13 protein-coding genes and 1 riboswitch are annotated in these 14,683 nt (G+C 72.1%); of the genes, 4 read left to right on the top strand and 9 right to left on the bottom strand.

Annotated elements, in window-relative coordinates; translation table 11 throughout:
• Positions 1 to 213 (bottom strand): cobalamin biosynthesis protein (locus tag ABD946_RS40940; RefSeq protein WP_345290802.1); only part of this gene is annotated, 213 nt, incomplete at its 3' end.
• Between the two features lie 69 nt (positions 214 to 282).
• Positions 283 to 464: riboswitch (cobalamin riboswitch) on the bottom strand.
• 33 nt (positions 465 to 497) lie between these two features.
• Between ABD946_RS40940 and ABD946_RS40935 the strand changes: the two genes are divergently transcribed.
• From ABD946_RS40935 to ABD946_RS40920, 4 genes are all read left to right on the top strand, one after another.
• Entirely contained in the window at positions 498 to 1,025 is a 528-nt protein-coding gene (locus ABD946_RS40935; RefSeq protein ID WP_380149061.1) for a YidB family protein, read from the top strand.
• A gap of 280 nt (positions 1,026 to 1,305) precedes the next feature.
• Positions 1,306 to 1,998 carry a helix-turn-helix domain-containing protein gene (locus ABD946_RS40930; RefSeq protein WP_345290800.1) on the top strand — a complete coding sequence of 231 codons (693 nt, stop codon included), beginning with the start codon at positions 1,306 to 1,308 and terminating at the stop codon, positions 1,996 to 1,998.
• A gap of 111 nt (positions 1,999 to 2,109) precedes the next feature.
• Complete coding sequence (locus ABD946_RS40925; protein WP_345290799.1) at positions 2,110 to 3,228, top strand: alpha/beta hydrolase family protein; 1,119 nt, start codon at positions 2,110 to 2,112, stop codon at positions 3,226 to 3,228.
• 502 nt (positions 3,229 to 3,730) lie between these two features.
• A complete protein-coding gene (locus tag ABD946_RS40920) occupies positions 3,731 to 5,059 on the top strand; it encodes a hypothetical protein (RefSeq protein WP_345290798.1) in 1,329 nt (442 codons plus the stop codon).
• A gap of 73 nt (positions 5,060 to 5,132) precedes the next feature.
• Here ABD946_RS40920 and ABD946_RS40915 read toward each other — a convergent pair whose 3' ends face one another.
• The 8 genes from ABD946_RS40915 to ABD946_RS40880 form a co-directional block, all read right to left on the bottom strand.
• Positions 5,133 to 6,017, bottom strand: coding sequence for a CDP-alcohol phosphatidyltransferase family protein (locus tag ABD946_RS40915; RefSeq protein WP_380149066.1), 885 nt, complete (start codon positions 6,015 to 6,017; stop codon positions 5,133 to 5,135).
• The gene (locus ABD946_RS40910) at positions 6,004 to 6,693 is read right to left on the bottom strand and encodes a phosphatidylserine decarboxylase (RefSeq protein WP_345290797.1); all 690 of its coding nucleotides are present in this window, start codon (positions 6,691 to 6,693) and stop codon (positions 6,004 to 6,006) included. The genes ABD946_RS40915 and ABD946_RS40910 overlap by 14 nt, the downstream gene beginning before the upstream one ends.
• Positions 6,694 to 7,074: 381 nt before the next feature.
• Positions 7,075 to 8,277, bottom strand: a complete 1,203-nt coding sequence (locus ABD946_RS40905; RefSeq protein WP_345290796.1) for an acyl-CoA dehydrogenase family protein — start codon at positions 8,275 to 8,277, stop codon at positions 7,075 to 7,077.
• Between the two features lie 117 nt (positions 8,278 to 8,394).
• Positions 8,395 to 8,892 carry a MaoC family dehydratase gene (locus tag ABD946_RS40900; protein ID WP_345290795.1) on the bottom strand — a complete coding sequence of 166 codons (498 nt, stop codon included), beginning with the start codon at positions 8,890 to 8,892 and terminating at the stop codon, positions 8,395 to 8,397.
• A gap of 1 nt (position 8,893) precedes the next feature.
• Positions 8,894 to 9,871 (bottom strand): HpcH/HpaI aldolase/citrate lyase family protein, encoded by a 978-nt coding sequence (locus ABD946_RS40895; protein WP_345290794.1) that lies wholly within the window; start codon positions 9,869 to 9,871, stop codon positions 8,894 to 8,896.
• A gap of 23 nt (positions 9,872 to 9,894) precedes the next feature.
• Positions 9,895 to 11,919: a protein meaA gene (locus tag ABD946_RS40890; RefSeq protein ID WP_345290793.1), complete on the bottom strand. Its 2,025-nt coding sequence runs from the start codon at positions 11,917 to 11,919 to the stop codon at positions 9,895 to 9,897.
• The gene (gene ccrA / locus ABD946_RS40885) at positions 11,919 to 13,256 is read right to left on the bottom strand and encodes a crotonyl-CoA carboxylase/reductase (RefSeq protein WP_345290792.1); all 1,338 of its coding nucleotides are present in this window, start codon (positions 13,254 to 13,256) and stop codon (positions 11,919 to 11,921) included. The genes ABD946_RS40890 and ccrA overlap by 1 nt, the downstream gene beginning before the upstream one ends.
• A gap of 342 nt (positions 13,257 to 13,598) precedes the next feature.
• Entirely contained in the window at positions 13,599 to 14,510 is a 912-nt protein-coding gene (locus ABD946_RS40880; RefSeq protein ID WP_345290791.1) for a TetR family transcriptional regulator, read from the bottom strand.
• Positions 14,511 to 14,683 lie beyond the last annotated feature (173 nt).

Raw genomic sequence — 14,683 nt, 5'->3', positions numbered from 1 at the left:
CCCGGCCAGCGCGGCCCCCGCGGCGACGGCCCCGACGCAGACGGCGGTGTACGCGGCACCCACGGCGCGGTCGTCGCGCCAGATCCGGCGCTCCAGCCGCGTCGCGGCCGTACCGAACAGCGCCACCGGATGGCCGCGCCGGGGATCGCCGAAGCGGGCGTCCGCCAGGTAGCCGGCGGCGGCGCCCAGCAGAAAGGGGGTCAGACGGCGCACGGTGCGGGCGAGTCGGCGTGGCTCCGGGCAGGCGGCATCAGTGCGTGTCCTCACTCAGGGTCCGCGCCCTGGATCGACGTAGCGGGGGCGAGAGTCTCCTGGCTTCCGGGTCGGACACACCCTCGGGCCTTCCAACAGCCGCCTGGGCGGGCCGTCGTGACCATGGTTCGAGCGTGCTCCCCGGTGACAGTGGCGGGACCGCGCCGGATTCGCACCGGCTTCCTCTCCTTGCCTCCGATTGGCTGAAAGATCCCACCACGCCCCTCGACCGGGCGTCAACAACGGTGGCGGAGGGGTTGGTCACACGGTTGTCCGCCCCGCCGTGCGGCGCGCCTGCGGCGGCGGCAGGCTGGCCGTGGCACGGCACCGTCGCCGTACCGGACCCGGAAGAAACAAGAGGGACGGCGATGACCGATCTCGGCAAACTCCTCAGCGGCCTGCTCGGCGGCAGCGGCGGTGGGAACGCCAGCGCGGGGAACCTGCTCTCCATCCTGCTCGGCTCGCTGGCCGCGAACGGCGCCGGGCGGGGCAACGGGCTCGGCGCCCTGCTCCAGCAGCTGACGGAGGGCGGTCTCGGCTCCCAGGCCCGCTCCTGGGTCGGCACCGGCGACAACCACCCCGTCACCGGCCCCGAACTCGCCGCCGCCCTCCCGCCCGGCGAACTCGAGATGCTCGCCCGCAATGCCGGCATCACCCCCGACCAGGCCGCCGACACCCTCGCCACCCACCTCCCGTCGACGGTCGACCGCCTCACCCCCAACGGCGAACTCCCCACCCCGGCCACCATCGAGGAGCTCTTCGGCAAGATGTGACGCCCGGGAGCGCCCCGCAGGGGCGCGAGGAACTGCGCGAGTCGGAAGGCGGTCCACCTGCAACTCAAGGCACGTCAGCCAGTTGCACGTGCTGCCGTTCCCCCACGCGCAGTTCCCCGCGCCCCTGCGGGGCGCTCCTCGCCGTCGTTATCTCCGAGCGGCCCTGGGTGATCACCCGTCAGTAGTGGGAGGATCCTCCAGCGCCGCGCCCCGGGCCGGGAATCCGGTTCGTGCGTTCAGCGGGTGCAGGCGGCAGCCGGGCCGCACCTACGGTCTGGGCATGCGCCGCAGACCGCCCACCCCCACGCCGGTCCCGTTCTCACCCGCCGCCGCGAGGGCCCACCGGGTGGGCCTCGGGCTGACGCCCGATCAGGTCGCGGCCGGCATGGCCGCGCACGGGGTGCGGCTGCTGCCCACCCACGTGATCGGCTGGGAGACCGGGGAGTACCGCCCGGACGAGACCGAGTTCATCGCCCTGGCCCGCGCCCTCTGGTGCCCGCCGGCGCAGCTGATGGGCACCGCCCCGTCGAGCCTGCGCGACTTCCGGGTGGCCCGGGAGCTCACCCAGGAGCAGGCCGCCCGCCGGATCGGCGTGGCCCTGCGCGTCTACGAACAGGCCGAGCTGACCGGCAGCTGGCCCGGAGACCCGGAGCAGTCCTGGGAACTCGCCCAGGTCCTCGGCCTCACCCTCCGGGCCTTCGCCTGGGTGACCAACCGTCAGGACGCCCTGGAGAAGTGCCTGCGGCAGTGCGTGGACGGCCGCTGGCAGAGCCAGGTGAAGCCGGTCGCCAAGCTGCTGCCGGTGCCCCGCTCCGTCCTGGAGAGCGTCCTCGCCGACCTCCAGCAGGACCACGTCGTGCCGATGCACTGGGGCGCCGCGCCCGCCCCCGTCGCCGAGCAGCAGCCCGACGTGCCGCCGCTCCAGCGCTTCTGGGAACTGCTCGCGGCCCGCCCCACCGACATCCCCGTCTGACGCACCGTCCGCTTCCGTTCCCGTACGGCGGCACTCCGGTGGCACCCCGCTCCCGCCCCCGGTCGAATGGACCGCAACGTCCGAGACCCGCCCTCACACCCGGGAGCGCCCATGCGTTGGGGAACCGCGGCCATGGTGGCCGCCGCCGTCGTCGGAGCCGGTGGCGCGGCCGTCCTGCTGATCGGCCGCCGGGCCTCGCAGAACGTGGTGCGGCCCGGACGGCCCGAGCCCGGCAGCGCCCCCGAACTGCGGGTGCACGACCTGGCCCCGGGCGCGGTGGTGCTCACCCGCAGCGCCGCAACCGCCCTGCCGGGCCGGTACGCGCTGGAGTGGCCGAACGGCGGGCACGCCGTGGTGGGCGAGGTGCTGGCCACCGGGCCGCAGACCGTCACCCGCCGCCTGGAGCTGGTCGACGGCGGCTCCCTCGACCCCGGCACCAAGGTCGAGTTCACCCCGCGGGTGCTCACCGGTGACCCGCGCACCGCCCTCGGCATCGACCACACCGACACCATCGCGGCCGGTGAGCACGGCGACCTCCCCGCCTGGTACACCCCCGGTAAGCGCGGCACCTGGGTCCTGCTGGTGCACGGCCCCGGCGCCGACCGCACCCAGGCCCTCCCGGTCATCCCGACCCTGCGCGCCCTGGAGCTCCCCACCCTCACCGTCACCTACCGGGGCGACCAGGGCGCCCCCGACTCACCGGACGGCCTCACCCACTTCGGCGAGACCGAGTGGGAGGACGTCGAGGCGGCGATCCGGCTGGCCCTGGAGAGCGGTGCGGGCAAGGTGATCCTCTACGGCTGGTCCACCGGCGCCACCATGGCGCTCCAGACCGCCGCCCGCTCGGCCTTCCGGGAGTCGATCGCCGGGCTGGTGCTGGACTCGCCGGTGCTCGACTGGTCCCGGACGGTCCGCCGCGAACGCGCCCGGGCCGGCGTCCCGGCCGCCGTCGCCGAACTCGGCGCCCTCGCGGCCGAGGGCCGGGCCGGCGTCGACCTGGCCGGCTTCGCCCGCCTCGCCTCCGGCACCGACCTGCACGTCCCCACCCTCCTGCTGCACAGCCCGGACGACTCCATCGCCCCCTGGTCCGCCGCCGCCCGCCTGGCCGACCTCCGCGGCGACCTGGTCAGCCTCCACCCCGTCCCCCACGCCGAACACGCCGCCCTCTGGAACGCCGCCCCCACCCCCTACACCGAATCCCTCCGCCGCTGGCTCACGCCCCTCCTCTGACGGAAGTGGTTACACCAGGGGCGCGGGGAACTGCGCGCAGGGGAACGGCAGCACCTGCAACTGGCTGACGGCGGATCAGGTGCAGGTGAGCCGCCTTCCGTCCTCGCGCAGTTCCCCGCGCCCCCGGAGTGACCACCGCCGCCGGCCAGGCCGGTTCTGCCGCCCGTCGCGCGCCCACGCGGCGGAGCCGCACATCAGCAGAGCCCCGCGCCCCCGGGGCATCCCATGGCCGCTCCGGTGCCTTGTGTGACCGAAGAAATGACCTTCTCGGTCGGGTTTGCACCGCTCGCGCGAAAAGCCGATGTGACAGGAGGCCCGTACACGGGGAAGACTGCACGGCGTGACGTCTCGGAATCCGCGCGACCGTGATGCCCCGCTCCCGCCGAAGACCGGTACCGGTGCGACGGTGACCCGTCTCCCCGGTTCGGCCCGTCGGCCCGACACAGTGCAGCCGGGCGCCCCGCGCCGCCGCACGCCCGCACCCAAGCCCGGCCGGGGCCGGGTGCCGGTTCCCGATGGCCTCCCGGCCCCCTCCGAGCTGGCCCCGCTGGCCCGGCGGATGCTCGCCGACGCGGTCCGGATCGCCCGCTGGGCGGGTGAGCTGGAGCACGTGGACAAGCGTGGGGAGCTCCTCCCCGAGGACGCCCGCGCCGCCGGGAAGGCCCTGGCGATGACCGTGGGGGCCGCTGCCCGCGCCTGGGGCCAGGCACTGCTGGTCGGCCTGGTGGAGGCCCGCGAGGGCGGCGCCGCACCCGGCTGGCGGCTGCACGCCTGGGAGCACGACGACGAGGCCGTGATCCGCGGCTGGTCGGCGCTGTTCGACGCCTGGACGCTGGTCGCCCCGATGCCGCCCGCCGCGATGCGCGGCGTCTTCGCGGTGCTGGCGGGACAGGCGGTGGACCAGGCCCCGCAGCTGCTGTCCTTCCTGCACCTGGTGGACGGCCCGGTTCCCGACAGCGAGCTGCTGGAGCTGCTCCGCCGGGGCCTGGACGAGCGCCGGGTGGCGGCGGGCACCAGCCCGCTCTCGCCCGTCCCGCACGCCGCCTCCGCCGTCTCGGCGGTCCGCGGCACCTGCCGCGAGCCGCAGATCGACACCCCGCACGCCCCGGCCGAGGTGGCCGCGGTGCTGGACTGGATGCTGGACGGCCTGGCGGCCGTCGGTGCCCTCACCCGGCACGACGAGGCGGCCGAGCTCTCCCCGCTGGGCCACTGGGCGGTGCGGGCCAAGCTGGAGGAGATCTGCACCGTCGCGCAGACCGCCGCCGGGCACATCGAGCAGAGCGCCCTGGAGCTGCTGGACGCCTGCGCCAACTACTCGCCGGGCCCGGCCCGCGCCGAGTACCGGGCCTGGGTCGCGGCCCGGCCGGTGGACCGCGCGGTGGCCGAGCTGCTGGACGCCGCCCGGGGCGAGGACGCGCTGCTGCGCGGTCTGGCCTTCGAGGCGCTCCGGGTGGCCGGCGGCACCGCCGAGCAGGCGGTCCGGGCGGCCGTGGACGAGCCCGTGCTGCGCCCGTACGCGCTGCTCTGGCTGGCCGAGCAGTCGGACGAGGCGGGGGTGCTGCCCTCGGACGTGCTGACGGCGGAGGACGCCGCCTGGCTCTGGGTGGACACCGCCGCGGCGGTGCTGGACCACGGGGAGACCAGCCTGCTGGTCGGCCACGTGGAGGGCGCCTCGGCCGGCGAGCCGGTCCGGCTGTTCCACCGGGCCCGGCAGTCCGGCCACCCCAGGGCGGCCTCGGTGCTGACCGCCGTCGCCTCGGTCCACCCGGACCCGGTGGTGGCCCGGGCGGCCCGCCGCAGCGCCTTCAGCGTGCACAACGGCGGGGCGTAGCGCGCACGACATGACGGAGAAGGCCCCGAACCGGGATCCGGTTCGGGGCCTTCTCTTCGTGCGTGGGGCGGCGTCAGCAGCCGCTGCGCGACTCCGCGCGGCGGGCCCGGACGTCGCCGACCTTCTGGCCGACCTTGCGGCGGATGACCAGCAGCGGGGCCATCGCGGCCAGCGTGATCTGGGCGACCGCGCCGACGTGCATCAGGGTGTTGCCACCGGGCAGGCCGGCCGCCCAGGCGGCGAGGCAGCCGATGGAGACCACGATCCAGCACAGGGTGGCGGTGGCCAGCATGCCCTGCGGCTTCGGGTACTCGATCCGACTGACCATCAGGTAGGCCACGCCGAAGATCATCAGCAGGCCCGGGACGAACGGCGGGTCGAGCAGCACGATGGCGATCACCGTCATGGCACCCATCGGGCAGGGCATGCCCTGGAAGATCCCGGGCGCCATCTTGACCGCCGAGAAGCGGGCCAGCCGGAGCACCACCGCGAGCAGCACGGTGAGCGCGATCAGCGCCGAGAAGCGCTGGTCCGAGCCCGGGCTGACGATGCCCCAGACCGCGACGAAGTACGCGGGGGCGATGCCGAAGCTGATCAGGTCGGCCAGGTTGTCGAGCTCCGCGCCCAGCGCCGAGGAGCGCAGCTTGCGGGCCACCAGACCGTCGAACAGGTCGCACATCGAGCCGATCAGCAGCAGCGTCACCGCGGTGGCGGCGCTGTGCTTGTCGGGCCCGGCCGCCGAGGCGCCGGTGATGTGCGGCATCAGGACCCCGGTGGTGATCGAGTAGATCGCCAGGAAGCCGCAGACGGCGTTCCCCAGGGTCAGGAAGTCGGCGGTCGACAGGTGCTGGGGCGAACGGGGAGCGCGCAGCTCCCGGTCGCGGGCCCAGCGGCGACGGCGCAGCGCCGTCTCCTCGTCGTCCAGCCCGACCAGGGTCTCAGGATCAGTCACGGTCAAGGCGCGTCACCCCGGCAGTGGTCTTCTGGCCGACCTCGACGCCGACCTCGACGCCGGCCGGCAGGTAGGTGTCGACGCGGGAGCCGAAGCGGATCAGACCGATCCGCTCGCCCTGCTCGACCTTGGTTCCGGCGTCCACGTACGGCACGATGCGACGGGCCACGGCCCCCGCGATCTGCACCATCTCGATGTCGCCGAGCTCGGTGTCGAAGTGCCAGACGACACGCTCGTTGTTGTCGCTGTCCTTGTTGAACGCCGGGACGAAGTTCCCGGGCACGTGCTCGACGGACGTCACGGTGCCGGGCAGCGGCGCGCGGTTGACGTGCACGTTGAGCGGGCTCATGAAGATGGCCACGCGGGTGCGGCCGTCCGGCCACGCGTCGATGGACTGGACCACGCCGTCGGCCGGGGAGATGACCCGGCCCTGCCCGATCTCCCGCTCGGGGTCACGGAAGAACCACAGCATGCCCGCGCTGAGCGCGCAGGCCGGTACGGCCGCCACGGCCCACTTGCCGCTCCGCCGGGTGAGGGCGGTGGTGATCGCGGCCGTTGCCAGGGTGGGCACGAACCAGGGGGTGGCTCCTCGCGCGATGGTGACGCGCGGGCGTCGACCGTTCGCCGGGGCGAGGGCATCGCCAGCCGGAGCGGAGGAGTGAGGGGACGGGCTGATGGGCATCGAATACCTTAGTCGCGGGCCCCGGCCGGCAGAGCTTGGCACCTGGACGGGGGCCACCGCGGGGATCGAGTGATAAAGGGACGGCATGCTGTCCCGGTGGATGGTATCGGGACCAGGCGGTAGGTGGGCAAGCCGCCTGCTGAGCTGGGTGTCCGGTGCGGTGCCGATCCGTGCCTGCTATGTGTACGACCGTAACGCGGCGGACTGCGGTTCCCCAAGGGTCCGAGCTCGCCTCGTGACCCACGTCTCAATACGAACACGGCTGACGGGTCGTCAATCAAGAGCGTACGGAAGCAGCCGTAGGGCGCATACCCCGGGGGTACACGCCCTACGACCTCACCGGGCTCCGGCCCGCACGCCGGGCCCGGTCGGACGGTGGTCTCAGTCCGCGATGCGGTACTCCTCGAGCAGGCGGCGTCCCACGATCATCTTCTGGATCTCCGCCGTACCTTCACCGATCAGCAGCATCGGGGCCTCCCGGTAGAGGCGCTCGATCTCGTACTCCTTGGAGAAGCCGTAGCCGCCGTGGATGCGGAAGGCGTCCTCGACGACCTCCTTGCAGTACTCGGAGGCCAGGTACTTGGCCATGCCGGCCTCCAGGTCGTTCCGCTCGCCGCTGTCCTTCTTGCGGGCGGCCATCACCATCATCTGGTGCGCGGCCTCGACCTTGGTGGCCATCTCGGCGAGCTTGAACTGGATCGCCTGGTGCTCGGCGATCTTCTTGCCGAAGGTGGAGCGCTGCTGGGCGTAGGAGATGCCCAGCTCGAAGGCGCGGCGGGCCACGCCGCAGCCGCGGGCGGCCACGTTGACCCGGCCGACCTCGACGCCGTCCATCATCTGGTAGAAGCCCTTGCCCGGGACGCCGCCCAGGATGCGGTCGGCCGGGATGCGGACGTCCTGGAGCACCAGCTCGGTGGTGTCGACGCCCTTGTAGCCCATCTTCTCGATCTTGCCGGGCACGGTGAGGCCCGGGACCTTCGGGTTCGGGCCGAAGCCCGGCTCCTTCTCGATCAGGAAGGTGGTCATGTTCTTGTACGGGGTGGAGCCGCCCTCGTCGGTCTTGCACAGGACCGCGACCAGGGTGGAGGTGCCGCCGTTGGTCAGCCACATCTTCTGGCCGTTGAGGACGTAGAAGTCCCCGTCCTTGACGCCCTTGGTGGAGATCGCCGCCACGTCGGAGCCCAGGCCCGGCTCGGACATCGAGAAGGCGCCGCGGATCTCGCCGGCGGCCATCCGGGGCAGGAAGTACTCCTTCTGCTCCTGGGTGCCGTGGGCGTTGATCATGTGGGCCACGATGAAGTGGGTGTTGACGATGCCGGAGACGGACATCCAGCCGCGGGCGATCTCCTCGACCACCAGGGCGTAGGTCAGCAGGGACTCGCCCAGGCCGCCGAACTCCTCGGGGATGGTCAGGCCGAACAGGCCGAGCTGCTTCATCCCCTCGACGATCGCGGTCGGGTACTCGTCCTTGTGCTCCAGCTCGGTCGCGACCGGGATGATCTCCTTGTCGACGAAGTCCCGCACGGTGGCGAGGATGTCCCGCTGGATCTCGGTCAGGCCGTCGGTCTGTGCGAGGCGTCCCATCGTGCGGCTCCAGGAAAGGTCTGAGGGTGGAGGGGAGTTGTGGGGCCCCGCAGGCGTGACTCTGCGGGGCCCCGTGACCGGGAGAGGGGCCGATGACGGCGGCTCCTCGGCCGGGGTCTAGGAGAGGGGCTCGGGGCGGCCGGGCTGGTCGCCGCCGCGCTCCTTCAGGTACTGCTCGGTCGGCACCATCACCTTGCGGCGGAAGATGCAGACGACCGTGCCGTCCTGCTTGTAGCCCTTGGTCTCGACGTACACGATGCCCCGGTCCGGCTTGGAGGTCATGTTCTTGTCGAGCACCACGGTCTCGCCGTAGAGGGTGTCGCCGTGGAAGGTCGGCGCGATGTGCCGCAGCGACTCGATCTCCAGGTTGGCGAGCGCCTTGCCGGAGACGTCCTCGACGCTCATGCCGAGCAGCAGCGAGTAGATGTAGTTGCCGACCACGACGTTCTGGCCCTGCACGGTGGTGGTCGCGTAGTTGGCGTCCATGTGCAGCGGGTGGTGGTTCATCGTCAGCAGGCAGAACAGGTGGTCGTCGTACTCGGTGACGGTCTTCCCGGGCCAGTGCTTGTAGACCGCGCCGACCTCGAACTCCTCGTAGGTGCGTCCGAACTGCACGTCAGGCCTCCGCCTTCTTGTCAGAGACGGGCTGTTCGAACTTGGAGGTGCGCTGCATGCCGGCCGCGCGGCCCTTGCCGGCGATGACCAGGGCCATCTTGCGGCTGGCCTCGTCGATCATCTCGTCGCCGAGCATCGCCGAGCCCTTGGCGCCGCCGGCCTCGGAGGTGCACCAGTCGTAGGCGTCGAGGATCAGCTCGGCGTGGTCGTAGTCCTCCTGCGAGGGCGAGAAGATCTCGTTGGCCGCGCCGACCTGGTCCGGGTGCAGCACCCACTTGCCGTCGAAGCCGAGGGCGGCGGCGCGGCTCGCGACCTCGCGGTAGCCCTCGGGGTTGCGGATCTGCAGGAAGGGGCCGTCGATCGCCTGGAGGTCGTGCATCCGGGCGGCCATCAGGATCCGCATCAGGATGTAGTGGTAGGCGTCGGCCGGGTAGCCGGGCGGCTGCATGCCGACCACCAGGGACTTCATGTTGATCGAGGCCATGAAGTCGGCCGGGCCGAAGATGATGGTCTCCAGCCGGGGCGAGGCGGCGGCGATCTCGTCGACGTTGACCAGGCCCTTGGCGTTCTCGATCTGCGCCTCGATGCCGATCTTGCCGACCTCGAAGCCCATGGTCTTCTCGATCTGGGTGAGCAGCAGGTCGAGCGCCTTGACCTGGGTGGCGTCCTGCACCTTGGGGAGCATGATGCAGTCGAGGTTCGGGCCGGCGCCCTCGACCACGGTGATGACGTCCCGGTAGGTCCAGTGCGTGGTCCAGTCGTTGACCCGGACGACCTTGGTCTTGTTGCCCCAGTCGCCGTTGTTCAGCGCGTCCACGATGTTGTGGCGGGCGCTCTCCTTGACCAGCGGGGCACAGGCGTCCTCCAGGTCGAGGAAGACCTGGTCGGCCGGCAGGCCCTGCGCCTTCTCCAGGAAGCGCGGGTTGCTGCCGGGGACGGCCAGACAGGAGCGGCGGGGGCGCAGGCGGTTCACAGTCATGAGGGTGGGTCAGTCCTTCCGGGTCAGCTGGTCGCGGCGGTCGAGGTCGCGGCCCAAGGCTGGAGCCTGTTGGCCAGCCGGATCTCGTCCACGATCCGGCCGATGATGGTGGTGATGCCGAAGTCCTTCGGGGTGAAGACGGCGGCGACGCCGGCGGCCTTGAGGACCTCCGCGTCCGCTGCCGGGATGATGCCACCGACGATCACGGGGACATCCTCCACCCCGGCCCGCCGCAGGCGGGAGAGGACGTCGGGCACCAGCTCCGGGTGGGCGCCGGAGAGGATCGACAGGCCGACGCAGTGCACGTCCTCCGCGACCGCCGCCGAGACGATCTGCTCCGGCGTCAGGCGGATGCCCTGGTAGACCACCTCGAAGCCCGCGTCGCGGGCCCGGACGGCGATCTGCTCGGCGCCGTTGGAGTGCCCGTCCAGGCCGGGCTTGCCGACCAGCAGGCGGAGCTTGCCGGTGCCCAGCTCGGCCGCGGTGGCGGTGACCGCCTCGCGGACGGCGGCCAGCTCGCCGCCGGGCTCGGCCGGCACGGCGACGGGCGCGCCGCCGACTCCGGTGGGGGCGCGGTACTCGCCGAAGACCTCGCGCAGGGCGAAGGCCCACTCGCCGGTGGTGACCCCGGCACGGGCGCAGGCCAGCGTGGCGGGCATCAGGTTGGCCGTGGTCCCGGCGACGGTCTTGAGCTCGGCCAGGGCGGCCTGGGCGGCCGCCTCGTCCCGCTCCCGGTGCCAGGTCTGAAGGGCCGTCAGGACGGACTGCTCGGAGGCCGGGTCGACCACCATGATGGCGGTGTCCAGGTCGGCCGTGAGCGGGCTCTCCTCGGTGGTCTCGTAGCAGTTGACCCCGACGATCTTGTCCTCGCCGGACTCGATCCGGGCCCGCCGGGCGGCGTGCGAGGAGACCAGGTTGGACTTCAGGTAGCCGGACTCGACGGCCGGGATCACCCCGCCCATCCCCAGCACCTTGGCGATCTCCGCCTCGGCGCCGGCCAGCAGCTCGGCGGTCTTGGCCTCGATCACCTCGGAGCCGTTGAAGATGTCGCCGTACTCCAGCAGGTCGGACTCGAAGGCCAGCACCTGCTGGATGCGCAGCGACCACTGCTGGTCCCAGGGCCGGGGAAGGCCCAACGCCTCGTTCCAGGCCGGGAGTTGGACGGCCCGGGCGCGGGCGTCCTTGGAGAGCGTGACGGCCAGCATCTCCAGCACGATCCGCTGGACGTTGTTCTCCGGCTGGGCCTCGGTCAGGCCGAGCGAGTTGACCTGCACGCCGTAGCGGAACCGGCGCTGCTTGGCGTCCTCGATGCCGTAGCGCTCGCGGGTGACCTTCTCCCAGAGCCGGGAGAAGGCCCGCATCTTGCACATCTCCTCGACGAAGCGGACGCCCGCGTTGACGAAGAAGGAGATCCGGGCGACCACCTCGCCCATCCGCTCGGCCGGCACCTGGCCGGAGTCGCGGACGGCGTCCAGCACCTCGATCGCCGTGCACATCGCGTACGCGATCTCCTGGACCGGGGTGGCCCCGGCCTCCTGGAGGTGGTAGCTGCAGATGTTGATCGGGTTCCACTTGGGGATGTTGCCGACCGTGTAGGCGATCATGTCGGTGATCAGCCGGACCGAGGGGCCGGGCGGGAAGACGTGCGTCCCGCGCGACAGGTACTCCTTGACGATGTCGTTCTGGGTGGTGCCGGTGAGCTTGGCGATGTCCGCGCCCTGCTCCTCGGCGACCACCTGGTAGAGCGCCAGCAGCCACATGGCGGTGGCGTTGATCGTCATGGAGGTGTTGGTCTGCTCCAGCGGGATGCCGTCGAACAGCGTCCGCATGTCGCCGACGTGGCCGACCGGCACCCCGACCCGGCCGACCTCGCCGCGGGCCAGCACGTGGTCCGAGTCGTAGCCGGTCTGGGTCGGCAGGTCGAAGGCGACCGAGAGGCCGGTCTGACCCTTCGCCAGGTTCTTCCGGTAGAGCGCGTTGGAGTCACTCGCGGTGGAGTGGCCCGCGTACGTGCGCATCAGCCAGGGACGGTCCCGGTCGGCGCCCATCAGATGTTCCGGAAGCGGTTGATGGCGGGGAGGTGCTGCTCGCGGAGCTCCTGGTTGCGGACGCCCAGGCCCTCCTGCGGGGCCAGGCAGAGCACGCCGACCTTGCCCTGGTGCTTGTTGTGGTGCACGTCGAGGGCGGCCTGGCCGGTCTCCTCCAGGGTGTAGACCTTGGAGAGGGTCGGGTGGATCTTGCCCTTGGCGACCAGGCGGTTGGCCTCGAAGGCCTCGCGGTAGTTGGCGAAGTGCGAGCCGACGATGCGCTTGAGCGACATCCACAGGTAGCGGTTGTCGTACTGGTGCATGAAGCCGGAGGTGGAGGCGCAGGTGACGATGGTGCCGCCCTTGCGGGTGACGTAGACCGAGGCGCCGAAGGTCTCGCGGCCCGGGTGCTCGAAGACGATGTCCACGTCCTCGCCGCCGGTGAACTCGCGGATCTTGGAGCCCAGGCGCTTCCACTCGCGCGGGTCCTGGTTGTTCTCGTCCTTCCAGAACTTGTAGCCCTCGGCGGACCGGTCGATGATCGCCTCGGCGCCCATGGTCCGGCAGATCTCCGCCTTGGCCTCGCTGGAGACCACGCAGATCGGGGTGGCGCCGCCGGCCAGCGCGTACTGGGTGGCGTACGAGCCGAGGCCGCCGCTGGCGCCCCAGATCAGGACGTTGTCGCCCTGCTTCATGCCCGCGCCGTTCTGCGAGACCAGCTGGCGGTAGGCGGTGGAGTTGACCAGGCCCGGGGAGGCGGCCTCCTCCCAGGTGAGGTGCTTGGGCTTGGGCAGCAGCTGGTTGGTCTTGACCAGGGCGATCTGGGCCAGGCCGCCGAAGTTGGTCTCGAAGCCCCAGATGCGCTGCTCCGGGTCCATCATCGTGTCGTTGTGGCCGTCCGGGGACTCCAGCTCGACCGAGAGGCAGTGCGCGACGACCTCGTCGCCCGGCTTCCAGGCGTTGACGCCGGCGCCGGTGCGCAGGACCACGCCCGCGAGGTCGGAGCCGAGCACGTGGTACGGCAGGTCGTGACGCTTCGTCAGCGGCGAGAGGCGGCCGTAGCGCTCCAGGAAGCCGAAGGTGGAGACCGGCTCGAAGATCGAGGACCAGACGGTGTTGTAGTTCACCGAGCTGGCCATCACGGCGACCAGGGCCTCGCCCGGGCCGAGCTCGGGCAGCGGCACCTCGTCGAGGTGCAGGGACTTGCGGGGGTCCTTGTCGCGGCTCGCCTGGCCGGCGAACATCTGCTCCTCGTCCTTGTGGAGCGTGACCGCCCGGTAGGACTCCGGCAGCTTGAGCCCGGCGAAGTCCGCCGAGGTGCTGTCGGGGTTGAGGATCGCGTCGAGGATTTCCTTCATGGCTGCCTCCGAAGGCGTACCTGTGTGAGGGCGCACAGGGCGTCTGGGGGAGCCGGGAGCGGACACCGGCTTCGCTTGTCGGTCTGGGTGGGAACTGCTGGAAAGTCTGCGGGCTGCGACGGCTGGTGGTGTCGCACCTGACACGGCGCGCCGAGGTGGGGAGCCGCGGCGCCGCGCTGGTGAGCAACAAGGTAGTGGCACCCTGTGCCACTCGTAAAGACACCGCGTGCCAGGAATTCGAGTGAACCAGCACACGCTCCGCGGCGCCCGCCGGGGGCGTGCGAAAGGCCCGCCCCGAGGAGTCGGGACGGGCCTTCGAAACTGCTCTGACCTGCGGAGACGTTAGCCGGTGGGCGCGCTGAGGGCGGCCTTGATCCGGTCCACGACCTGCTCCAGCGGGGCGTCGGTGCGGGTGACTGTGATGAGCACCTCACCTCCTGAGCCGCCCGGGACGGCACCGAGTGCATCGGCCGTCATGACCTCGAAGGCCGGCGACGGTGTCACATTGGCACCGGGTGCCACACCGGTGCCGCGCCGCCTCATGCCGTTCGGCGCGGTGGCCCAGAAGGTGCCGCGGATGACGTCGAAGGAGTGGTCCAGCTGGGCCTCCACGTCGCCCGAGCCGCCGGCCCGCAGCCAGCGCCGCAGCACGTGGTTGTGGGCCGCGACCACGGCCGCCGCCGAGACCTCGGCCAGCATCGAGTCGTCGTCCCCGCCGCGCTGCCAGCCCGGCGGGATCTCCTCGGCCGCGTCGAAGCGGCCCAGCAGGTACCGGGTGAACAGCCGCTCGTACCGGGAGACCACCGCGATCTCCCGCTCGCGCAGCGCCGGGACCTGACGGATCAACTGGTACCGGGCCACCGAGACGCCCGGGGTGGAGGCGTACATCCGGAGCACCTCCTTGATGCCCCGGCAGACCACGTCCAGCGGGTGCTCCTCGGAGTCGGCGCTGGCCAGCAGGTCGGCCACCCGGACCAGGGTGTCGTCGTGGTCCGGGAAGATCGCCTCCTCCTTGGACCGGAAGTACCGGAAGAAGGTCCGCCGGGCCACCCCGGCGGCGGCCGCGATCTGGTCGACGGTGGTCTCCTCGTACCCCTGGGAGGAGAACAGGTCCATCGCCGCGGTCGCCAGGTCCTGGCGCATCTGGAGGCGCTGGGCGGCCGCCCGGCGGCTGCCGGCCCCGGTGTCGGCGGCCGTCCGGCCGCCCTCCGCCCGCTCCGGGGCTGACGTTTCGGATGACTGTTCCCGGTCCATGCCCGGAACGCTACACGTACCGGGAGGCCCTCCCGCGGGCTTCGGACGCCGCAGTGGCGGCACGGGCGCGGAGACCGCCGGGCGGGGCCACCGCCCGGCCGCCGCGCCGGGCCCCCAGGCGGGCCGGACGGCTCTCGCCGGGGCGGCCGCCCGGCCGTCCGGGGACGGTGCCC

Source organism: Kitasatospora albolonga (genome assembly GCF_039535905.1).
GTDB classification, from domain to species: Bacteria; Actinomycetota; Actinomycetes; order Streptomycetales; family Streptomycetaceae; genus Kitasatospora; species Kitasatospora albolonga.
The sequence above is the reverse complement of the archived record's forward strand: the minus strand, read 5'-3'. Positions and strand labels throughout refer to the sequence as shown.

Bases quoted from the DNA above. Each gene is read 5' to 3' on its own strand.
- ABD946_RS40930 (WP_345290800.1), top strand. From the start codon at position 1,306: ATGCGCCGCAGACCGCCCACCCCCACGCCGGTCCCGTTCTCACCCGCC.
- ABD946_RS40925 (WP_345290799.1), top strand. From the start codon at position 2,110: ATGCGTTGGGGAACCGCGGCCATGGTGGCCGCCGCCGTCGTCGGAGCC.
- ABD946_RS40910 (WP_345290797.1), bottom strand. From the start codon at position 6,693: ATGCCCATCAGCCCGTCCCCTCACTCCTCCGCTCCGGCTGGCGATGCC.
- ABD946_RS40905 (WP_345290796.1), bottom strand. From the start codon at position 8,277: ATGGGACGCCTCGCACAGACCGACGGCCTGACCGAGATCCAGCGGGAC.
- ABD946_RS40895 (WP_345290794.1), bottom strand. From the start codon at position 9,871: ATGACTGTGAACCGCCTGCGCCCCCGCCGCTCCTGTCTGGCCGTCCCC.
- ABD946_RS40890 (WP_345290793.1), bottom strand. From the start codon at position 11,919: ATGGGCGCCGACCGGGACCGTCCCTGGCTGATGCGCACGTACGCGGGC.
- ccrA (WP_345290792.1), bottom strand. From the start codon at position 13,256: ATGAAGGAAATCCTCGACGCGATCCTCAACCCCGACAGCACCTCGGCG.
- ABD946_RS40880 (WP_345290791.1), bottom strand. From the start codon at position 14,510: ATGGACCGGGAACAGTCATCCGAAACGTCAGCCCCGGAGCGGGCGGAG.